This is a genomic window from Oribacterium sp. C9 (assembly GCF_002007235.1).
Taxonomy (GTDB): domain Bacteria; phylum Bacillota; class Clostridia; order Lachnospirales; family Lachnospiraceae; genus Oribacterium.
The window spans coordinates 53,232-75,510 of sequence record NZ_MUHW01000002.1 but is presented as its reverse complement, the minus strand read 5'-3'; the positions used below and the strand labels follow the sequence as shown (position 1 = coordinate 75,510).

Genomic DNA, 22,279 nt, shown 5'->3' with positions numbered 1-22,279 from the left:
GTCTAATTTGAGTTGTGATATAGTACATCCCATATATAGGAAAAACAAATAAGTGAAGCATAAATCATAGCTTTACAGAAGTGGCATCCTTTCGCTGAGCGAAAATCTAAAGGGGTGGGCATCAAAAAGGAGAAAAGTATGTCAAGTGCAAGCATGTGTGTGTTGATCGCAATAATAGCATATCTCGGACTGACCATCGGAATCGGTGTTTACTACAGTCGAAAAGGCGGTTCCAGCGATACTGAGAATTTCTATCTTGGAGGTCGCGGTCTCAATCCTATAGTGACTGCCATGAGTGCAGAGGCTTCGGATATGAGCTCTTATCTCTTGATGGGACTTCCGGGACTTGCATATCTGGCCGGCGTTGCAGAGGTAGGCTGGACTGTGATTGGTCTGGCTGTGGGAACTTATCTTAACTTCCTTCTCATTGCAAAAAGACTTCGTATATATTCAGAAAAAATTGGAGCCAATACAGTTCCTGATTTCTTTTCAAGAAGATATGATGACAGAAAGCGTACACTGTCATGCATGGCAGCGGTTATCATCCTTATTTTCTTTATTCCTTACACAGCTTCAGGCTTTAAGGCGGTGGGAACACTCTTTAACAGTCTTTTCGGATGGGATTATCATGTGGCGATGATCCTTGGCGCTGCAGTTATAATCGGATATACAGTTCTCGGCGGTTTCCTTGCTGTATCAACTACTGATCTTATCCAGTCTGTTGTCATGACGGTAGCACTTCTCATTATCATCGTTTTTGGTATTTCCCAGGCAGGAGGCATCGGCACAGTTATTGAGAATTCAAAGGCTCTTCCGGGATATCTGAATCTTACACAGGGCTACGATATGGCTACAGGAAAAGCGTCTGTGTTCGGAGGCCTCTCTATCGTATCTACACTCGCGTGGGGACTCGGCTACTTCGGTATGCCTCATATCCTTCTCAGATTCATGGCTATCAGAGATCCTGAGGAGATCAAGATTTCAAGACGTATCGCTGCTGTGTGGGCTTTCCTTTCCATGGCGGTGGCTGTTCTTATTGGTTTTATCGGTTACAGTGTTTCTGTGGCAGGTAAGGTTCCATTCCTTGAAACCAGTTCAGAGTCAGAGACTATTATCATCCGCCTTTCAGATCTTATGAGTCAGAATGGTGTATTTTTCTCGATAATTGCAGGTATCATCATGGCGGGTATCCTTGCGGCGACCATGTCGACAGCTGATTCTCAGCTTCTTGCTGCAGCCAGCAGTATGTCAGAGGACATTCTGAGAGATTTCCTTCACATCAAGCTTGAGCAGAAAACATCTATGCTTGTTGCGCGCATTACCGTAGTTGCCATAGCTGTCATCGGTGTTTTCCTTGCATGGGATCCTAACAGCAGTGTGTTCAGAGTAGTATCCTTCGCATGGGCCGGTTTCGGAGCAGCTTTCGGACCTGTTATGATACTTGCACTTTTCTGGAAGAGAAGCTCAAGAGGCGGAGCTACAGCCGGAATGTTCGCAGGCGGACTTATGGTTTTCGTATGGAAGTACCTTGTTGCTCCTATGGGTGGAGTATTTGCCATCTATGAGCTTCTTCCTGCATTTGTAGTTGCACTTCTGGTCAATGTAGTTGTATCACTGCTCACATTCGCCCCCTCAAAAGAGGTTCAGAAGACCTTCGATGAGGTGGCTGAGCTCAGCAAAGGTAAAATCGGCTTTGCTGTACAGGATGAAGGTGTAGATGCTTTGGCTAAGCCTGCAATTCAGGATTGATGCAGATTTAAACCTGTATAATTTTATTATTTTAAAATACGATGGTGAATTGAAAATGCCGTGGTGCCTGTCCCGCGGCATTTTTGTATGCTCGTAAATCTGCAGGCATTTTGCTATAATGCTGTTAATTTCTTGATGGAGAGTTCTATATGGCTTACGGAAAAAAGGAAAATGATAATGAATATTTAAAGCTTGGAGATGATCTCAAAAGCGGAGATTTCAAGCCCTATTACCTGGTATACGGGACAGAGGAATATCTGAAGCTTTCGTATAAGAAGGCATTCAGGAAGGCTTTTGGAGGTGAGGATGGTATGGCATATACCTTCTTCGACGGAGCGCCGGATGTGGATGAGCTTATAGACCTTTTAAATACTATACCATTTACCTTCGGGGATAATAATGGGAGACTTGTGATAGTTGGTGACAGCCAGTGGTTCAAAAAGACACCTCCTGAGAAGCTGGTTAAATTCCTCGAGGATATTGACCATTACCCGGATACTGCCCATCTTATGTTCATTGAGAGTGATGTGGATAAGAGGGGGAAGCTGTATAAGGTCATACAGAAGAACGGTTTTGCCTGCGAGATGGGAGTGCAGGATCACGGACAGCTCAGCAGATGGGCGGCCAGATATCTTTCCAATGCAGGAAAGAAGATAAGAAGCTCTACAATGGATCTGGTTTTGTCGAAGTCCGGAGACAGTATGGATAATATCGCCTCGGAGCTTGAAAAGCTTATCGCCTACACAGGGGAGAGAGAAATAATCGAGGATGAGGATGTGGAGATCATCTGCTCACAGAATGTGGAAGACAGAGTTTTTGACATGATCACTGAAATGAGTCTCGGCAATACGGACAGAGCCATGAAGTATTATGCCGATCTTCTGACTCTTCAGGAAGCTCCTATGAAGATACTTAGTCTTATGAGACGTAATTTTAACCAGCTGCTTTTGACGAAGGAGTCTGTAACGAAGGGAATGACGGCTCAGGAAGCGGCTAAATATGTAGGTGTGACACCATGGATACTTAGTAAGCTTCAGAATCAGGCAAAACATTATTCGCTGGATGGTATCGAAGATTACCTGTCCAGATGTCTGGATTATGATGAAGCTATAAAGAGCGGAAACCTCTCTGACCGTATGGCTGTGGAACTGCTTTTGACTGTGTGAAATATACATTTTCCTCTTATAAAAACCATTAAATTAATGCGAATCTTACAATTTGGTTATAAAAAAGTAAGTTGACCTGCATATACATGTGTATTAAGGTCTAAATGTAATTGCGTTAAACTGATGGGAGATGAGTATAGATATGCTTTGGAGCATGGTTCCTGCAATTTGAGAACCGTGTATATACAGGAGGAAATATTTATATGAGATTAGAAGAACTAAAAACGATGGCGGCAACTCTAGTGATTGCTGTTGTTGTTTCATCTTCTGCACTTGCAGCGGAGAGCCAGGAGTACGGACCTACAGGCTCGGCATGGAGTGACACTTCGCTTGTAAATGGCTATTCTTTGGAACAGAGCACTGATGCTGAACTTGATGCAGAAATAAATTCGGAAACCTACGCAGAGGAGGTGCTGGAGGCTCATCTAAAGGAGCTTGCAGAGGCTCAGGCCGCTAAACAACAGGGCGTGACTCAGGTTGGCGCCAAGGTTACAGAAGAGTCTACTCATTATATAAAAGGACAGTCTAATGGTATTTTTAAGCTGACTGGATACAGTGGAGGTGGATTGACTTATTCAGGAGCTCCTACTGTGGCGGATCACACCATCGCGGCTGACTTGTCAGTTCTTGGATTGGGTAAAAAGGTGTTTATAAATAACACTGTATATACGGTAGAGGACATAGGAGGCAACGTGAGAGGCCATCTGATAGACGTATATTATGACACCTATGAGGAGGCAGCCGGTGTAACTGAACACGGATGGCAGTATGCTGAGGTTTACGATGCGATCTATACCGGGTAACTATAAAACGAAAACGGAATATTGAGATAAACGGCGAGGATGGTGAGCCATATAGCCGGGATATCAGTAGAAAAAAGGAGCTGCGTTGGCAGCTCCTTTTTTCATCATTATTTCACAATTACCATAAGCTAAATCTCTTGACATAAAATAGCAAGGCGAGTATTATAACTTTCAGATGTTAGCACTCCAATATTTTGAGTGCTAACAGAAAAAATAAAGGAGGCGGACAGATGGAACTGGATCAACGCAAGGTCGTTATCCTGACAACGATAATAAAAAATTATCTTGAGACCGGGGAACCGGTGGGCTCGCGTACCATAAGTAAGTATTCAGGATTAAATCTTAGTTCTGCCACCATTAGAAATGAGATGAGTGATCTTGAGGAGATGGGATATATCCTTCAGCCTCACACATCGGCAGGACGCATTCCAAGTGATAAGGGATACCGCTTTTACGTGGATCAGTTGATGGAATCCCATCAGCATGAGATCGATGATGTAAAGACGGAGATGTTTGAGAAGGTAGACAGACTTGAAACTACTTTGAAGACTCTGGTAAAGAATCTTGCACAGAATACCAACTATGCTGCAGTGGTCACCGGACCTTCTATCAGGACTAACAAGATAAAGTTTATTCAGACATCCCTTGTGGATTCAAAAAGACTGCTGCTTGTTATCATGATGCAGGGAAACATCGTAAAGACAGCTACAGTTCTTCTCGATGGTTCCGAGGAGCTTGATTTCAACAGAGTACTTAGCATTAACATGCTGCTCAATGATGAACTCAGCGGACTTTCTGTTGAAGATATAACAGAGGGACGTCTCGCACAGCTTCTGGCGAGAACAAACCATAAGGAAACCATAAAGGCTATAGTTTCCAGTATAGTGGATGTTCTGGATATCAAGTTCGGAGATTCTCAGATCTATACATCGGGAGCAACAAACATTTTTAAATATCCGGAGCTTACAGAATCGGACAATGCATCAAAACTCATAAGTGCCTTTGAGACAAAGGACGAGCTTGCGGCTCTTGTCAAGGGGGCTGAAGAGCGTGGAGAAGGCAAAAGACCGATTCAGGTTTATATAGGTGATGAATCCCCGCTTCAGAACATGGCGGATTGTTCAGTGGTAACGGCCAGTTATGAGCTTGGTAACGGACTGAAGGGAACCATCGGAGTCATAGGACCGAAGCGGATGGATTATGAAAAGGTGCTTGAGATCCTGAGTAAGCTTCAGAGCGAGATGGATCAGGCATTTAAGTAGCAAAAATGTTTTTAGAACAGTTAAATATATTAGGTCCTCAGGGACTTGAAACAGGAGGTTATCTTGAAAGACGAAGAATTGAAACAGTCTTCCGAAGAGCAGGGTACTGAAGAGACTACCGCAGGTAAGACAGAGGAAGTTAATGAGCAGCCTGCAGATGAAAAGGATGTAAATTCAGAGGCTGAGGCTTCGGAGGAAGCAGAAGCGACAGATGATGCTGAAGCCGTAAAGCTTAAGGAAAAGTATGAGGCGGAGATCGCTGAGTGGAAGGATAAGTATACAAGACTGTATGCAGAGTTTGATAACTTCCGTAAACGTACAGAGAAGGAGAAGGTTCAGAACTTTGACTTTGGTGCCAGAGATGTTATCGAGAAGCTGCTTCCGGTAGTTGATAACTTTGAAAGAGCACTTTTGACTGTTGAAAAGGAGGATGAGGAGGATGCCTTTACAAAGGGCGTTCAGGGCATCTACAAGCAGATCCAGAAGATGTTCGAAGATCTCCAGGTAAAGGCCATAAAGGCAGAGGGAGAGAAATTTGATCCAAACCTTCACAATGCAGTGATGACTGATACTGAAAGTGACGTGGAAGAGGATATCATCACACAGGACCTTCAGAAGGGTTATACCTACAAGGATCAGGTTGTAAGACACAGCATGGTCAAGGTGAAGAAATAGTTCATAACGAAATGGCAGTGGCTTTTTCGATGAAGTTCCCCGGATGCATAAGTGGACGGTGGGACAGGTAAATATAGATTACATGTTTGTTTTGAATAAAAAAGGAGAAATAATATGGGAAAGATAATCGGTATTGACTTAGGTACAACAAACAGCTGTGTAGCAGTTATGGAAGGTGGAAAGCCAACTGTTATCGCAAATGCTGAAGGTCTCAGAACTACACCTTCAATTGTTGCATTCACAAAGAACGGTGAGAGACTTGTTGGTGAGCCTGCAAAGCGTCAGGCTGTAACAAACGCAGACAGAACCATCTCTTCAATCAAGAGACATATGGGTTCAGACTATAAGGTAAGCATTGACGGTAAGGACTATACTCCGCAGGAGATCTCAGCTATGATCCTTCAGAAGCTTAAGGCTGATGCCGAGGCTTATCTTGGCGAGAAGGTAACTGAGGCTGTTATCACAGTTCCTGCATACTTCAACGACGCTCAGCGTCAGGCAACAAAGGATGCCGGAAAGATCGCAGGTCTTGATGTTAAGCGTATCATCAACGAGCCAACAGCAGCAGCTCTTGCTTACGGTCTTGATGAGGGTAACGAGCAGAAGGTTATGGTATATGACCTCGGCGGTGGTACATTCGACGTTTCCATCATCGATATCGGAGACGGTGTAATCGAGGTTCTTTCAACAAACGGTGATACACGTCTCGGCGGTGATGACTATGATAACCGTATTCAGAACTGGATGGTAGAGGAGTTCAAGAAGGCAGAAGGCGTAGATTTAAGCGCTGACAAGATGGCTCTTCAGAGACTTAAGGAAGCAGCCGAGAAGGCTAAGAAGGAGCTTTCAGCTTCTACAACAACAGATATCAACCTTCCTTTCATCACAGCTACAGCTGAGGGCCCTAAGCACCTTGATATGACTCTTACAAGAGCAAAGTTCGAGGAGCTCACATCTGATCTTACAGAGAGAACAGCAGTTCCTGTAACAAACGCTCTTCGTGATGCAGGTCTTACATCAGGCGAGCTTGACAAGGTTCTTCTTGTTGGTGGTTCAACACGTATGCCTGTTGCTCAGGAGAAGGTTAAGCAGCTTACAGGTAAGGAGCCAAACAAGTCTCTCAACCCTGATGAGTGCGTAGCCATCGGTGCAGCTATCCAGGGCGGTAAGCTTGCAGGTGATGCCGGTGCCGGCGATGTTCTTCTTCTTGATGTTACACCGCTCACACTTTCTATCGAGACACTTGGCGGTGTTGCTACACCTCTTATCAAGAGAAACACAACTATTCCTACAAGAGCTTCACAGGTATTCTCAACTGCTGAGAACAACCAGACAGCTGTAGATATCCATGTAGTACAGGGTGAGCGTGAGTTCGCACGTGACAACAAGACTCTCGGTCAGTTCAGACTTGACGGTATCCTTCCTGCACAGCGTGGTGTACCTAAGATCGAGGTAACATTCGATATTGATGCAAACGGTATCGTTAATGTTTCTGCCAAGGATCAGGGCACAGGCAAGGAGCAGCACATCACTATCACTTCAGGTTCAAACATGAGCAAGGATGATATCGATAAGGCCGTTAAGGAGGCTGCTCAGTATGAGGCTGCCGATAAGGAGAAGAAGGAAGCTATCGAAACAAGAAACGGTGCTGATTCTATCGTATTCCAGACAAAGAAGGCACTTGAGGATGTAGGCGACAAGATCTCAGGTTCTGACAAGGCTCAGGTTGAGGCAGATCTCAAGGCGCTTGAGGATGTTCTTGCAGCTAACCCTCTTGAGTCCATCACAAAGGATGGCGCAGAGAAGATCAAGGCAGCTCAGGAGACACTTATGAAGTCTTCACAGGCTCTCTTCTCAAAGGTTTACGAGCAGGCTCAGGCAGCTCAGGGTGCAGCTCCACAGGGTGATGCATCACAGGGAGCACAGCAGAATGCAAATCCTTCCGATGACAATGTAGTTGACGGTGATTTCAAGGAAGTTTAATTTAGACTTTACACAATTTAAAGTGTAGGGTATCATTCATAAAGCCTCCGGCGCATTGCGTCGGGGGCAATATGTCGATTAGAAGTGACCTTTAAGGTCTATTAGGAGATAAAGATGGCAGAACAGAAGCGAGACTATTATGAGGTTCTCGGCGTAGATAAAAATGCTGATGACGCAACCATTAAACGAGCTTTCCGTAAGCTTGCCAAAAAATATCATCCGGATGCCAACCCGGGAGATAATGCCGCAGCAGAGAAGTTCCGTGAGGCGAATGAGGCATATGCGGTTCTTTCAGATGAGCAGAAGCGTAAGGCGTATGATACTTACGGACATGCTGCGTTCGATCCGAACTCTGCAGCAGGTCAGAGCAGCGGTTTCGGCGGCTTCGATTTCGGCGGTATGGATTTCTCGGATATCTTCGGAGATATCTTCGGCTTCGGCGGCGGCAGAGGCGGTTTTTCTTCCTACGGCGGTACGGCAAATCAGGCAACCCGCGGACAGTCTATACGTACAGGTGTGCGCATAACATTTGATGAGGCTATCAAGGGATGCAAGAAGACCGTTAAGATCCGTTATAAGGATGAATGTACGAAGTGTAACGGTACAGGAGCAAAACCCGGAACACAGCCTGAAACATGTTCAAGATGCGGAGGTCGCGGCCAGGTTGTTATGCAGCGTCAGAGCATGTTTGGAACCATTCAGCAGGTGGCAACATGTCCTGACTGCCAGGGAAGCGGAAAGATCGTTAAGGAGAAGTGTCCTGACTGCCGAGGCGAGGGTTATATTTCGACTCAGAAGAACATCGAGATCACGATTCCTGCAGGTATCGATGACGGACAGACACTTCGTCGTTCAGGCGGAGGAGATCCGGGAACAAACGGAGGTCCGAGAGGAGATCTGCTTGTTGATATCGCTGTATCACAGCATCCTTTCTTCAAGCGTCAGGGAACAAACATCTACTCAACTGAGGAGATCAGCTTTGCGACAGCTGCCCTCGGCGGCAAGAAGGTCATTCGTACAGTGGATGGAAATGTAGAGCTTGCCATCAAGCCGGGTACACAGTCTGATACAAAGACAAGACTTAGAGGCAAGGGAGTTCCGAGCCTTAACAATCCAAATGTTCGCGGTGACCACTATGTTACTATCGTGGTGAACATTCCTTCTTCACTCAATAAGAAGCAGAAGGAAGCACTCAAGGCTTATGCTGAGGCCTGTGGTGAGACAGTAGAGATTTGATAATGTAGACCATCATTCATGCGTTGAAACATGAATGATGGTTTATTGACTTTATAAAAAGAAGGTAAGATATGCACCATTTTTTTGTAGAAAGATCCGATATTGATACAGATGCCCGTAAGGTCCGCCTTACAGGTGACAATTATAATCATTTGAAGAATGTGCTCCGTGTAAGAGCAGGAGAAAAGGTTCTTATCTCAGATGGGGAAGGCACGGATTATGAGTGTGAAGTGGAAGAGATCCATGATGAGAATTGGATCAGAGAGTTTGCCAATGCAGGCGGCGCCTGTGTTAGTGATCCTGAGGTGGTGCTTCATATCAATTTCGTAGAAGAGATACATGAGCTTCCTGCTGACATATATCTGTTTCAGGGATTGCCTAAACAGGACAAGATGGAGCTTATCATCCAGAAGGCTGTGGAGCTTGGGGCTCATGCAGTGATTCCACTTGATTCAAAAAACACTGTTGTGAAGCTGGATGATAAGAAAGCTCAGAAGAAAACAGAACGCTGGCAGGCTATAGCAGAGGCTGCGGCGAAACAGTCAAAGCGTTCCATCATTCCTGAGGTCATGCCGGTGATGAAGTGGAAGGCTGCTATGGAATATGTTAAGGACTTTGATCTTAAGCTTATCCCCTATGAGAATGCCAAGAACATAAAGCATACCATGGAGGAGCTAAAAAAGGTTCCGAGACAAGGTAAGATAGCGGTATTTATAGGACCCGAGGGTGGATTTTCGGAAGCTGAGATAGAGGATGCCCTTTCCCATGGAATTGAACCCATAACTCTCGGAAAGAGAATCCTCAGAACAGAGACTGCAGCCATCACCAGCATGAGCATGCTGATGCTCACATTGGAAGCAATGGGGGATGAGGAATAGTTTACGGGATAGAGGCATTTTTCCGCGATTTAGAAAAAGCTGCCGTGTTTCGTATTCACAGACTATGAATCAGATAATCAGATTTTACTCTGTGGTGCCGGATATAAAGGAAAAACTACATTTAACAGATAAGCAGATAGCAGGGAAAAGAATGAGAGAAATATATTTTGACAATTCAGCTACCACAAGGGTTTATCCTGAGGTGGTGGAGTTAATGAAGAAAACTATGGAGGAGGATTACGGTAATCCATCTTCCAAGCATATAAAGGGCTTTGATGCGGAGAAGATTTTTCGTACAGCCCGTCAGCAGGTGGCAGATACACTGAAGGTAAAGCCAAGGGAGATAATATTTACATCCGGTGGAACAGAGTCCAACAACACTGTTATCTTCGGAACTGCCTTTGCAAAGCGTAAGCAGGGAAAGCATATTATTTCCTCACAGGTGGAGCATGCTGCAATTTACAAGCCTCTGGATGTGCTTGCTGAGCTTGGCTATGAGATAACATATCTTCCTGTGGATTCCAAGGGACATATAAGCCTGGATGATTTAAGAGCAGCCATCCGTCCGGATACCATCCTTGTTTCCATCATGCATGTTAACAATGAGATCGGTGCCATAGAGCCTGTGGAGGAGATCGGAAGGATAGTGAAGGAGTGCAATCCTAACACATGGTTCCATACCGATGCCATCCAGTCTTACGGAAAACTGTCTATCCGCCCGAAGAAGCAGAACATCGACATGCTTTCTGTTTCCGGACATAAGATTCACGGGCCTAAGGGCGTGGGCTTCCTCTATGTTGATGAGAAGATAAAGCTTCGTCCGATGATCTATGGAGGGGGACAGCAGGAGGACATGCGATCGGGAACCCACAATGTTCCGGGAATTGCAGGCATGGGACTTGCCGCAGAGCTTGCATACAGGGATCATGATGAGAAGATAAAGAGAATACAGTATATTAAGGACTACTTTATTTCTGAAATATCAAAAATTGAGGGCGTTACAGTTAACTCTGAAACAGGAGAGGCGTCAGCACCTAATATAGTTTCGGCTTCATTTGAAAAGGTGAGAGCAGAGGTTTTGCTTCACGCACTTGAAGAAAAGGGAATCTATGTAAGTTCGGGTTCGGCATGCTCATCAAACCACCCGGGGATTTCAGGAACCCTTAAGGCTATAGGTGTTAAGCAGGAGCTTTTGGATTCAACGATCAGATTTTCCTTCGGAATGTTTAACGAGAAGGAAGAGGTGGATATATGCATGGATGCTCTAAAGGAGCTGATTCCTGTACTTAGAAGATTTACCAGATTCTGATGTTATATTATTTGGATAAGATGACGGCTATATTAAGGATCTGAGGTTGATGGATCTCTGGATGGTTCGATGTAGAATTATTTATATCGATCATAGCCGGATGGAAACAGATATATGGAAAGGCAATTGGTGATTTATGGTTTGGAGAAAGTTCACTATTCATACAACGACTGAGGCGGAAGACATTCTTAGCGCAAATCTTGCGGATCTCGGTCTGGACGGAGTTCAGATAGAGGACAAGATCCCTCTTTCGGAAGAAGATACAAAGGGGATGTTTATAGATATTCTTCCTGATATGGGACCTGATGACGGACTTGCAGACGTAAGTTTCTATGTGGAGGTTCTTGATCCTGAAGCTAAGCAGGATCGTATGGAGAAAGCTAAAAAGTATCTTGAGGATCCTTCAGTGGATGCGAGCTACATGCCTAATACTTCCAATGTCTACACTCCTCAGGAGCTTAAGAAGCTTCTTGAAGAGGTGGAGGAAATGATCGCTGACATGAGAAACTACTGCAATGTGGGTTCGGGTAGCATCGAGACCTCGGAGACAGAGGATAAGGACTGGATAAATAACTGGAAGACTTTCTTCCATCCGTTTACAGTTGGAGATATTCTCATAAAGCCTACATGGGAGGAGGTTCCGGAAGAGCACAAGGACAAGCTTCTCATAGAGATAGATCCGGGAACTGCCTTCGGTACGGGAATGCATGAAACTACACAGCTTTGCATCCGTCAGCTTCAGAAATACATGAAGAAGGGTTCGGAGGTGGCTGATATCGGAACCGGATCAGGAATTCTCGGAATCACAGCTCTTAAGCTCGGTGCCGGTCATATCTACGGAACCGATCTTGATGAAGAGGCTGTTCCGGCAGTGCATGACAATCTGAAGGCTAACGGGCTTTCTGAGGAAAGCTTTGATATGGTTGTAGGCAATGTTATCGGCGATGAGGAAGTGAAGGCGAAGATGGGCCTCGGAAAGTATGACCTCGTAGTGGCGAATATTCTTGCGCCTGTCATAGTGCTTCTCACAGGAGAAGTAGGACCGCTGCTTCGTAAGGATGGGCTTTTTATTACTTCAGGTATACTTAACGAGCGTGAGAAGGAAGTGCTTGAGGAATTTAAGGTACATGAAGATGTATGGGAAGTTCTGGAAGTGAACCATCAGGGCGAGTGGGTCAATGTGACAGCCCGTAAAAAATAAGATTTTTAAATGGATGTCCTCTGATTATCAAGACAGTAAAGAAAATGCAAGGGTATTTCCCCTTGCATTTTTTGTATCAAGTAATATTAATTTGCTGATCAGTGCTTTCTTCCGTCACACCAGATAAGCTCTGCTTCATTTACGGCCTTCTCAACAAGTGGAAGCATCTCGTCAAATACGATCTCCTCGGACTTTCTGATCTTCTCAGGAAGAGGCTTTGTTACAGGATGCTTCGCGACGAAGATGGTACAGCAGTCCTCGAAAGGCTCGATGGAAGTCTCATAGGTTCCGATCTTCTGAGATACCTCGACGATCTGCTGCTTGTCGAAAGCGATCACAGGACGGTATACAGGGAGATTGCAGACCTCGTTGGTACAAACAAGAGACTGCATGGTCTGGCTTGCGACCTGACCGATGGATTCTCCGGTGATAAGCGCTATACAGCCGCGCTTCTCTGCAATGGCTTCTGCGATACGCATCATGTATCGACGCATGATGATGGTGAGCTCTTCATGAGGGCACTTCTCGTAGATCTTAAGCTGTATATCTGTAAAGTTAACGACGTGAAGAGCGATAGCACCTGAGTAGAGGGCGACTTCATTGGCGAGATCAACTACCTTCTGCTTTGCGCGCTCTGAAGTGTATGGCGGAGCGTGGAAATATGTGGCTTCAATGATGGCACCTCTGCGGGCTATCATGTAGCCGGCAACAGGGCTGTCTATGCCGCCGGAAAGAAGAAGCATGGCCTTGCCGTTGGTTCCGAGAGGCATGCCGCCTACACCTGGGATGATTTCTGAATAGATGTTTATAAACTGGCGGATCTCCACATGGACAGTCACTTCAGGCTTATGAACATCAACGGAAGTGTTAGGGAACTTCTCGAGGATGTCATGTCCGAGTTCTGCATCCACCTCGTTTGACTGCATCGGGAACTCTTTGTCTGCACGTCTGGTGGTAACCTTGAAGGTAAGCTTACGGTCACCGTAAACAGAAGAGAAATATTCGAGAACCTTCGCGGAAAGCTCACTGTATTCGTGAGTTGACTCCATCTGGATCATCGGACAGATAGAAACGATTCCGAAAACATGCTGGAGAGCATCTACGGTCTCGTCATAGTCGTAGGTCTCTGATTTTACAGTTACATAGATACGTCCGCGCTCACGATATACTTTGAAATCGCCATCCGCGCGCTCAAGTTTTTTGCGGATATCATGGACAAGGGCATCCTCGAACACATAACGGTTCTTTCCCTTTGTACCGATCTCAGCATACTTGATAAGAAAGCTTTGGTATTGCATAGAACTCCTTTTTCCTGTGCCTTATTGCGTAAAAAATGAGTGCGCAGAATCACGCACTCATTTGACACTTGTTAATTCATCGTTACAATGCTACGATATGGATTACTCTGAAATGATGTAAGGTGTCAGAGCTGAAAGGATCTCATCCATACGATTGGCATCAGCGTGGATGTTAAGATCGATAGGCTTTGAAAGATCCAATGAGAAGATACCCATGATGGACTTTGCATCGATTACATAACGGCCTGAAACAAGGTCGAAATCAACGTCCGGGAACTTTACAAGCTCATTAACGAATGATTTTACTTTATCGATAGAATTAAGTGAGATACGAACGGTTTTCACGATGAAATCCTCCTTAAGATATAATATTTATTTTTTAAATAAGTAATTACACACTTACTGTACAATAATTCTAGCAACAAGGAACTTCAAAAGTCAATAGAATGTAAAAGGTTTCCTAAGGAAAAGAAACGTAATTTGGAAAGATTTTTCATATTTTTTTGAAGGTGATTAAAAAGAGATAGATGGATTTGAAAAATAAGAGAGTGGCCATGCATAACTTGGGCTGCAAGGTTAATTCGTACGAAGCGGAAGCCATGGTGGCTGAGCTCAGAGAAGCAGGAGCGGAGATAGTGTCATGGGATACAGATAAGGCGGATATTTATATCGTCAATACCTGCTCTGTGACAAATATCGCTGACAGAAAATCGAGACAGATGATACATAAGGCTCATGCCATGAACCCTGAGGCTGTAGTCATTGCCGTAGGATGCTATGTTCAGGCAAGAGCAGAGGAGCTGAAGGAGGATAATGCTGTGGATATTCTCATTGGAAACAATGAGAAAAGCAGGCTTATACCGGTACTGGAAGAGTATTATTTCAACCATGGAATTAAAGAGACCGCTGGGGTTACTGAGCATGGCCACGTCGCTGAAGAAAATGATAATGAATGCGCAGAAGACTATACAGAGACATTTGCAGAAAAGCAGGTAAAGCTTCCAAAATCCAGATGGACAGGAAGTTCAGCTGATATAAATGGGAGAAATTTCAAGAGCAGAGTATCCAGCTATGTTAATGATATATCTAAGGAAAGACATTACGAGGAACTGAGGACCGGCGAGATAGAGGATGAAGGTCGGGTATTTCTCAAGGTACAGGATGGATGCAACCAGTTCTGCTCTTACTGCATTATCCCTCTGGTACGTGGACGGATAAGATCGAGATCTGTGGAGAGCACAGTGAAAGAGGTACAGGATTTTGCGGAGCGCGGATATCATGAGATGGTTCTCACAGGCATACATCTCTCTTCCTACGGACTTGATTTTGATGACAGTAATTATGAATATGCCATGGATCATGACATTCCGTCTGAACATTTACTTGAGCTTATAAGAAGTGTGGCGGCTGTTCCGGGAGTGGAGAGAGTGAGACTCGGAAGTCTTGAACCGCGTATAATAACTGAAGCCTTTGTGGATGAGCTTAAAAAAATTCCCGAACTGTGCCCGCATTTCCATCTTTCGCTTCAGAGCGGCTGTGACAGGACTCTTAAACAGATGAACAGGCACTATACGACGGAGGACTTCCGAAGATCGGTTTCCATTATCAGAAAGGCGTGGAAAAATGCTGCTGTGACCACTGATGTAATAGTGGGATTCCCTGGAGAGACTTCTGAGGATTTTGAGGAATCATATAAGTTTATCGATGAGATAGGATTCTATGAGCTTCATGTCTTCAAGTACAGCAGACGTCAGGGGACAGTGGCTGACAGGATGAAGGAGCAGGTTCCGGACAAGATAAAGTCCGAGAGGTCTGAAAGACTCATAAAGCTTGATGGGCTTAAGTCGCAGGAATTCAGAAAGAGGTATATCGGAGCACAGGAGGAGATAATCCCTGAGGAGATAGTCGAAATAAAGGGTGTAAAATATTTGCGAGGCTATAACAGGAGTTATGTGCGGTATTTGATACCGTTTACAGAATGCGGATCGGATGAAAGTAAAATCGGACAAATAATAAGAGTAGTGGGCAGAGATTTCTGTGAGACATGCGTACTTGCAATGCCTATATAAATGTTATAAAATTAGTTAAGTTATTAAAAGGACGTGACAATATGAACGATTTAGGCAGTACACAGATTATCAGACCGATGCAGGATTACGATTTGGATGTTACAGAGGTATTGGCCCGGGTTTATGAAGCTTTAACAGAAAAGGGCTACAATCCTATAAACCAGATCGTGGGTTATATTATGTCTGGTGACCCTACTTATATCACAAGCCACAAGGGGGCTCGCAGCCTTATCATGAAGGTTGAGAGAGATGAGATCCTTGAGGAGCTTATGAGAACTTATGTTGAAGCAAAGCTCAGCAAGTAATTTGTGTAGCTTATTGAGAGTCTGTCCATTTAGGCAGGCTCTTTTATTGTATTTGGAGATATCAGGTGAGAATATTAGGACTTGACTATGGGTCAAAAACTGTAGGTGTTGCCATAACGGACCCGATGGGCATCACTGTACAGCCATTGAAGACTATCGTGAGAGATCGAGAATCTGCACTTCGAAAGACACTGAAGGAGATTCAGAAGATAGTCGAAGATAATGATGTTGAAAAGATCATATTGGGACTTCCTCTTAATATGAATGATACCGAAGGGGAAAGGGCGAAGTGCACCAGAGAGTTCGCGGAAAAGCTTAAACTCAGGGTATCGGTGCCTATAGAATTCGAGGATGAGCGGCTTACTACCATGGAGGCGGCAGAGATACTCGATGAAAGCGGCGTAAAGAGATGTGAACAGAAGAAAGTCATCGATCAGGTGGCAGCCCAGTTGATATTGGAACAGTATTTGAGAGGCTAAGGTCTGTCTATATAATTTATTTGGAGTTAGGAGAAGAAAATGGAAAATACTATCCGGTTAAAATCAGATGATGGGAATATAGAGCTGGAGATTCTTGAAGAGACTACAGTTCAGGGAGTTAATTATATTCTTGTTACAGATGCACCTGAGGGTGAAGACGGAGAATGCTATGTCATGAAGGATGTATCAGGTCCTGAAGACGCGGAAGCTGACTATGAGTTTGTTGATGAGAAGGAATCGGAAGCATTGATGCAGATTTTCTCAGCACTCCTGGAAGGAGAAGGTATCACGATTGAGAAGTAATACAGATAAAGAAATAAAGGAAGTTATGGAATCGGAAGTAAAGGAGACGGCAGAGGCTTCATCCGCTGGAGAGAAGCGTACCCGCAGACCGCAGAGAAGAACTACCCGCAGAAAGCCGGCGGAAAACAGCCAGGCAGTGGAAGAAAATAAGGAAGTTACAGTATCTGAAGAAGCCGTGAGTGCAGACGAAAAGACTGTTACAAAGCCTGCGAGAAGGAGAGCTTCCGGTCAGAACAGAAAAACAGTCAAGTCGGAGGAGACTCTTGAAAAAGCTGTGCAGGCTCCGGCTAAGGATGACAGAAGCGGTAACAACAGAAGAAAAAGACAGAAGTCTGATGGAACCATGAAAAAGAACGGTAAGGTAAGGATCATTCCTCTGGGCGGACTTGACCAGATCGGAATGAATATCACTGCATTTGAAACAGATGATTGTATCATCATAGTTGACTGCGGTCTTGCATTCCCGTCAGGGGATATGCTGGGTATCGATCTGGTTATTCCGGATATTACATATCTGAAAGCCAATATAAGTAAGGTCAGAGGCTTTGTTATCACCCATGGACATGAGGATCATATTGGAGCTCTTCCGTATGTTCTTCAGCAGGTAAAGGCTCCGGTATATGGAACTAAGCTTACCATGGCACTCATTGAGAACAAGCTCAAGGAAAACGGTCTGGATCAGGTTATAGATATGAACGTAGTGCCATTCGGAGGCGTCGTTGACTTCGGAGACATCAAGGTGGAGTTCATAAAGACAAACCATTCCATTCAGGATGCAGCAGCATTTGCCATATTTACACCTGCCGGAACCATAGTTCACACAGGTGACTTCAAGGTGGATTATACTCCTGTTTTCGGAGATCCTATCGATCTTCAGCGATTTGCTGAGCTCGGTAAATCAGGTGTTCTCGCCATGATGTCCGATTCCACCAATGCACAGAAGCCTGGATCTACCATGTCGGAGCGTTCTGTAGGTGTGACTCTGGAGAGGATTTTTGCAGAGCACAGGATGAATCGTATCATCGTTGCGACCTTCGCATCCAATGTGGATCGTGTTCAGCAGATCATAAACACAGCTGCAAAGCATGGTCGTAAGGTGGTCGTTGAAGGCCGTTCCATGGTCAATGTCATTACCGTGGCATCAGAGCTTAACTACATAGACATTCCCGAGGGAACACTTATAGATATAGATCAGCTTAAGAATTATCCTGATGAGCAGACAGTACTTATCACGACAGGCTCGCAGGGAGAGTCCATGGCCGCTCTCAGCCGTATGGCCAGCGGTATGCATCGTAAGGTGCGCATTAAGCCAAACGATGTAGTAGTACTTTCATCACATCCGATTCCGGGAAATGAGAAGGCTGTAGACAAGGTCGTAAATGAGCTTTGTATGCTTCATGCACAGGTTATCCTTCAGGATACCCATGTATCGGGACATGCCTGCGCGGATGATCTGAAGCTTCTGTATTCTCTTGTGAAGCCGGAGTTCGCTATTCCTGTACACGGTGAGTACCATCATCGTATGGCGGCGGCAAAAATCTGTGAGTCCGTCGGAGTTAATAAGGATAATTGTCTCCTTATCGAAAACGGAGATGTTCTGGAGCTCAGTGTTAAGGACGGAAAGAACAAGGCTGAGGTCAAGGAACATGTTCAGGCCGGCGGAGTATTTGTAGATGGTCTCGGTGTCGGAGACGTTGGAAATATAGTTCTCAGAGACCGTCAGAATCTGGCACAGAATGGTATCATTGTTGTGGTTCTGACACTTGAAAAATATTCAGGACATCTTCTTGCAGGACCGGATCTCGTCTCTCGCGGATTTGTTTATGTTCGTGAGTCGGAGGATCTAATGGAAGAAGCAAGAGTACATGTTCAGGATGCTGTTGATGACTGTCTGGTTCGTCATGTAAATGACTGGGGCAAGATCAAAAATATCATCAAGGATTCTCTCAGTGACTTCCTTTGGAAGCGTATAAAGAGAAATCCTGTTATTCTTCCTATCATCATGGAGGTTTAATCGATGGGGCAGGATGCTATTGAGAAAGTCGCGAGCTTTCTTATCGGACTTGCATGGCGTGTTATAGTGATAGCGCTTCTTGTATATGCTCTGACTAACGGAGTCAGAGAGGCATACAGCTACGGTCACGGACTTTTGTATGATCATGCCATGGCTGGAGAAAATGCACCGGAGGTGGAGTTCGTCATCACTGAGGATGAATCTGTGGAGGAGATCGCAGAGGCTCTTCTGAAGGGGGGCTTCATAGATAACACAACTGCCTTTCAGGTTCAGTCGAAGCTGTATGAAGCAGATTATGCTCCGGGCATCTATAGTATCAGTAAGTCCATGACTGCTTCGGAGATCATTCAGTATCTCACACAGGAAGGCAAGAAGAACCGTGAGCTCATGGAGAAGAACCTTGTTGATGCTGAGGCAGCCACGACTGCGGCGCCTGAGACTGAAGGCGGAATAGAAGTGATCGGCGGAACCGAGGATGAGAATATGATTGCTCAGGATGCTGCCAATGCAGCCCTCGAGTCACAGGCGGCAGAAAGTGCTGCAGAGCAGCAGTTCGCAGGTGGTAATGCTTCTGCCGGCAGTGCTGCACAGAATTGATGGAAAATAGGAAGTGGAACTTTGATTGCAAACGAGAGACTGGTGAATTATATACGTTCACTTGAACCTGATCGGAGTGAGCTTCTGGATAAGGTCAGAAAAGAAGCGCTTGCAGCGGAAGTCCCCATAATCAGGGATGAAACGGCGGCGCTTCTTAAGTGTTTTGTGACTATGCTTAGTCCCAAACGTATCCTGGAGATAGGAACGGCAGTGGGATACTCTGCTCTTACCATGGCATCGGTTATGCCTGAGGACGGTGAGATAACGACCGTTGAGAATTATGCTCCGAGAGTCAGTGAAGCCAGAAGGAACATATCCGGAAGTGTATACAAAGACAGGATACATTTGATTGACGATGACGCGGGAAAGATCATAAAGAGCTTCGCGGAGTCGGGGAGACAATTTGATTTTATATTTATGGATGCGGCAAAGGGGCAGTATATAAACTGGCTTCCCGACATTTTGAAGATGATGCCACGTGGAGCCGTGCTTTTCAGTGACAATATACTTCAGGATGGAAGCATCACAAACAGCCGTTATCAGGTTGAAAGAAGAGATCGTACCATCCATACACGTATGAGAGAGTATCTTTTTGAACTCAAGCATAATGAGTGTCTGGAAACTGCGATCCTTACTGATGGAGATGGAATATCTGTCAGTGCCAAACGTTAATAGGACTTAAGTGTGGGAGTGCTTCGTGTATAGAGGTGCGATATCGTTGTTTGACAATTAAGTCTTGATATGAGTTATAAAGAGGAGAAAGAATGTTAAAAGAAACAGAGTTATTGATTCCTGCAGGATCTTTGGAAGTACTTAAGGTTGCGGTGAACTACGGTGCCAATGCGGTTTATATCGGCGGAGAGGCATTCGGACTGCGTGCCAATGCCAAGAACTTCAGCATAGATGATATCCGTGAGGGCGTGGCATATGCTCATGAAAGAAATGTAAAAGTATTTGTAACTGCCAACATCCTGGCACATAATGGTGATATGGATGAGGCACGTGAATATTTCAAGGAGCTCTCCACAACAGGCATCGATGCTGTACTGGTAGCTGATCCGGGCATGTTCATGATCGCGAAGGAGACATTGCCTGAGACAATAGAGATCCATATCTCAACTCAGGCTAACAACACTAACTACGAAACCTTCCTTTTCTGGTGGAAGATGGGAGCCAAGAGAGTAGTATGTGCGAGAGAGCTCAGCCTGAAGGAGATCAAGGAGATCAGGGAACATATTCCTGAGGAGCTTGATATAGAGGCATTCATCCATGGCGCAATGTGTATGTCATATTCAGGACGATGCATGCTCAGTAATTTCTTTACGGGAAGAGATGCCAATCGCGGGGAGTGTACACATCCATGCAGATGGAAGTATAATATCGTTGAGGAAAAGAGACCGGGACAGTACTATCCGATCTACGAGAACGACAGAGGAACCTTTATCTTCAATTCAAAGGATCTCTGCATGATAGAGCATGTGCCTGAGCTTATTGATGCAGGCATCGATTCACTGAAGATCGAGGGTCGAATGAAGACTGCTCTTTATGTAGCAACAGTTGCCAGAACATATCGTAAAGCACTTGATGATCTGAAGGAGAGCGAAGAGAAGTACCGTGCAAATATGGAGTGGTACAAGTCTGAGATCGCGAAGTGTACATACAGAGAATTCACTACAGGATTCTACTATGGAAAGCCATCTGCAGAGGATCACATCTACGACAACAACACTTATGTTACAGGTTCTGTTTACCTCGGTACTATCAGAGAGACCGATTCTGAGGGCTGGTGTTATCTCGAACAGAAGAATAAGTTCTCGGTTGGAGAGACCATCGAGATCATGAAGCCTAACGGTGAGGATATACCTATCGAGGTTCTGGAGATCCGTGATGCTGAGACAGATGTTCCTCAGGAATCATGTCCTCATGCATGTCAGCAGATCAAGGTTAGATTTTCTGTACAGCCTTCTTCCGGAGACATTATCAGAAAAGAAACAGCAGAAAAGGTGGATGTTGACTAAATAGAAAGGAAACTTCCGAAGTGAGATGTCATATGGAAAGAAAACATTATGCTTCGGTATGTTGACTGAAAAAGTATGGAACTTAGCTTTATTGCTATAGGGATAGCGTCCCTTGCATATGACGCTGCAATATTCGTAAATCATGGGCTGACCGCATTTATGTGGTTCTGGCCCTTGTTTGCGTTTATTAACTTTTTGATGTTTGGACTCGTAAGATATGTAAAACACAGAAACAGAGAAAAGAAGGAAATAAATCTTCGACCTTTTATCTTTGCCTTTACCACATACGGTCTCTGTGTGAGTACATTGGCTGTTCTGCTTCTCGTTATATTCAGTAATGCTTCTACAGTTGCACAGAAAAATCTGGATTATGTGATAGTACTGGGAACGGATCTCGTGGACAATAAGATATCCAAGTCCCTGAAGAGAAGGCTGGATAAGGCCATCGAATATGCCAGAGAGAATCCTAACACGGTATTTGTGCTTTCGGGTGGAAGAAGCGATTATGACAGAAGTACTGAAGCAACAGTCATGTATCATTACATGATAAAAGCGGGGGTTCCTGAAAAAAATCTTCTCCTTGAGTTTTATTCTGATTCAACTCAGGAAAAGGTTGGATTTTCTCTGAGAACTATCAAGCAGGATCATGAACAGAAGATGCTGGCAAATCGTGTGAGACATAATAGTGCTATAGATGGTAGAAAATGGCCGGGAGATGATATAATTATCGGAGTTGAGCGTCCGTTATCTATCGGGATCATTACATCGGAGTTCAATCTTTTCCGGGCAGGGGAGATAGCGAAAAGGTATGGTTTTCCTGATGCCTGTCCGATGGCCACCAAAACAGATGAGCTTATGCTGGTTCATCTGGCAACAAGAGAGGCAGTGGCGCTGTTTAAGGACAGACTGATAGGTAACATATAAAGCATAGAAT

21 protein-coding genes are annotated in these 22,279 nt (G+C 44.8%); 19 read left to right on the top strand and 2 right to left on the bottom strand.

Annotated elements, in window-relative coordinates:
- Window positions 1–138 precede the first annotated feature (138 nt).
- The 10 genes from BXO88_RS01720 to prmA all read left to right on the top strand — a co-directional run bounded on the left by BXO88_RS01720 (window position 139) and on the right by prmA (window position 12,262).
- Window positions 139–1,749: a sodium/proline symporter gene (locus BXO88_RS01720; RefSeq protein ID WP_078036058.1), complete on the top strand. Its 1,611-nt coding sequence runs from the start codon at window positions 139–141 to the stop codon at window positions 1,747–1,749.
- 149 nt (window positions 1,750–1,898) lie between these two features.
- A complete protein-coding gene (holA, locus tag BXO88_RS01715) occupies window positions 1,899–2,915 on the top strand; it encodes a DNA polymerase III subunit delta (protein ID WP_078036057.1) in 1,017 nt (338 codons plus the stop codon).
- 203 nt (window positions 2,916–3,118) lie between these two features.
- The gene (locus BXO88_RS01710) at window positions 3,119–3,718 is read left to right on the top strand and encodes a 3D domain-containing protein (protein ID WP_078036056.1); all 600 of its coding nucleotides are present in this window, start codon (window positions 3,119–3,121) and stop codon (window positions 3,716–3,718) included.
- A gap of 230 nt (window positions 3,719–3,948) precedes the next feature.
- Complete coding sequence (hrcA, locus tag BXO88_RS01705) at window positions 3,949–4,980, top strand: heat-inducible transcriptional repressor HrcA (RefSeq protein WP_078036055.1); 1,032 nt, start codon at window positions 3,949–3,951, stop codon at window positions 4,978–4,980.
- Between the two features lie 63 nt (window positions 4,981–5,043).
- A complete protein-coding gene (gene grpE, locus BXO88_RS01700; RefSeq protein WP_330395050.1) occupies window positions 5,044–5,655 on the top strand; it encodes a nucleotide exchange factor GrpE in 612 nt (203 codons plus the stop codon).
- A 114-nt stretch (window positions 5,656–5,769) separates the two neighbouring features.
- On the top strand, window positions 5,770–7,638 hold the full coding sequence (gene dnaK / locus BXO88_RS01695; RefSeq protein ID WP_078036053.1) for a molecular chaperone DnaK: 1,869 nt from the start codon (window positions 5,770–5,772) through the stop codon (window positions 7,636–7,638).
- Between the two features lie 114 nt (window positions 7,639–7,752).
- Window positions 7,753–8,874: a molecular chaperone DnaJ gene (gene dnaJ, locus BXO88_RS01690; protein ID WP_078036052.1), complete on the top strand. Its 1,122-nt coding sequence runs from the start codon at window positions 7,753–7,755 to the stop codon at window positions 8,872–8,874.
- 71 nt (window positions 8,875–8,945) lie between these two features.
- Window positions 8,946–9,752 carry a 16S rRNA (uracil(1498)-N(3))-methyltransferase gene (locus BXO88_RS01685; protein ID WP_078036051.1) on the top strand — a complete coding sequence of 269 codons (807 nt, stop codon included), beginning with the start codon at window positions 8,946–8,948 and terminating at the stop codon, window positions 9,750–9,752.
- Window positions 9,753–9,903: 151 nt separating this feature from the next.
- The gene (locus tag BXO88_RS01680; protein ID WP_078036050.1) at window positions 9,904–11,061 is read left to right on the top strand and encodes a cysteine desulfurase family protein; all 1,158 of its coding nucleotides are present in this window, start codon (window positions 9,904–9,906) and stop codon (window positions 11,059–11,061) included.
- 136 nt (window positions 11,062–11,197) lie between these two features.
- Window positions 11,198–12,262: a 50S ribosomal protein L11 methyltransferase gene (gene prmA / locus BXO88_RS01675; RefSeq protein ID WP_078036049.1), complete on the top strand. Its 1,065-nt coding sequence runs from the start codon at window positions 11,198–11,200 to the stop codon at window positions 12,260–12,262.
- 98 nt (window positions 12,263–12,360) lie between these two features.
- On the opposite strand, the gene thiI is transcribed toward prmA, so the two are convergent.
- Together thiI and BXO88_RS01665 are read right to left on the bottom strand one after the other, a co-directional pair.
- A complete protein-coding gene (gene thiI / locus BXO88_RS01670; protein WP_078036048.1) occupies window positions 12,361–13,560 on the bottom strand; it encodes a tRNA uracil 4-sulfurtransferase ThiI in 1,200 nt (399 codons plus the stop codon).
- A 102-nt stretch (window positions 13,561–13,662) separates the two neighbouring features.
- Window positions 13,663–13,905, bottom strand: a complete 243-nt coding sequence (locus BXO88_RS01665) for an HPr family phosphocarrier protein (RefSeq protein WP_044994925.1) — start codon at window positions 13,903–13,905, stop codon at window positions 13,663–13,665.
- A 254-nt stretch (window positions 13,906–14,159) separates the two neighbouring features.
- On the opposite strand from BXO88_RS01665, the gene mtaB reads away from it, so the two are divergent.
- From mtaB to BXO88_RS01620, 9 genes are all read left to right on the top strand, one after another.
- On the top strand, window positions 14,160–15,629 hold the full coding sequence (gene mtaB / locus BXO88_RS01660; protein ID WP_442944897.1) for a tRNA (N(6)-L-threonylcarbamoyladenosine(37)-C(2))-methylthiotransferase MtaB: 1,470 nt from the start codon (window positions 14,160–14,162) through the stop codon (window positions 15,627–15,629).
- Between the two features lie 41 nt (window positions 15,630–15,670).
- Entirely contained in the window at window positions 15,671–15,934 is a 264-nt protein-coding gene (locus BXO88_RS01655; protein ID WP_078036046.1) for an IreB family regulatory phosphoprotein, read from the top strand.
- Window positions 15,935–15,999: 65 nt separating this feature from the next.
- Window positions 16,000–16,413 (top strand): Holliday junction resolvase RuvX, encoded by a 414-nt coding sequence (gene ruvX, locus BXO88_RS01650; protein WP_078036045.1) that lies wholly within the window; start codon window positions 16,000–16,002, stop codon window positions 16,411–16,413.
- 39 nt (window positions 16,414–16,452) lie between these two features.
- Entirely contained in the window at window positions 16,453–16,716 is a 264-nt protein-coding gene (locus tag BXO88_RS01645; protein WP_078036044.1) for a DUF1292 domain-containing protein, read from the top strand.
- 343 nt (window positions 16,717–17,059) lie between these two features.
- Window positions 17,060–18,730, top strand: coding sequence for a ribonuclease J (locus BXO88_RS01640; protein WP_139355482.1), 1,671 nt, complete (start codon window positions 17,060–17,062; stop codon window positions 18,728–18,730).
- A gap of 3 nt (window positions 18,731–18,733) precedes the next feature.
- The gene (locus tag BXO88_RS01635) at window positions 18,734–19,327 is read left to right on the top strand and encodes an endolytic transglycosylase MltG (RefSeq protein WP_078036043.1); all 594 of its coding nucleotides are present in this window, start codon (window positions 18,734–18,736) and stop codon (window positions 19,325–19,327) included.
- A 21-nt stretch (window positions 19,328–19,348) separates the two neighbouring features.
- Window positions 19,349–19,999: an O-methyltransferase gene (locus BXO88_RS01630; protein ID WP_078036042.1), complete on the top strand. Its 651-nt coding sequence runs from the start codon at window positions 19,349–19,351 to the stop codon at window positions 19,997–19,999.
- A 92-nt stretch (window positions 20,000–20,091) separates the two neighbouring features.
- A complete protein-coding gene (locus tag BXO88_RS01625) occupies window positions 20,092–21,345 on the top strand; it encodes a peptidase U32 family protein (protein ID WP_078036041.1) in 1,254 nt (417 codons plus the stop codon).
- Between the two features lie 75 nt (window positions 21,346–21,420).
- Complete coding sequence (locus tag BXO88_RS01620) at window positions 21,421–22,269, top strand: YdcF family protein (RefSeq protein ID WP_078036040.1); 849 nt, start codon at window positions 21,421–21,423, stop codon at window positions 22,267–22,269.
- Window positions 22,270–22,279: the final 10 nt, after the last annotated feature.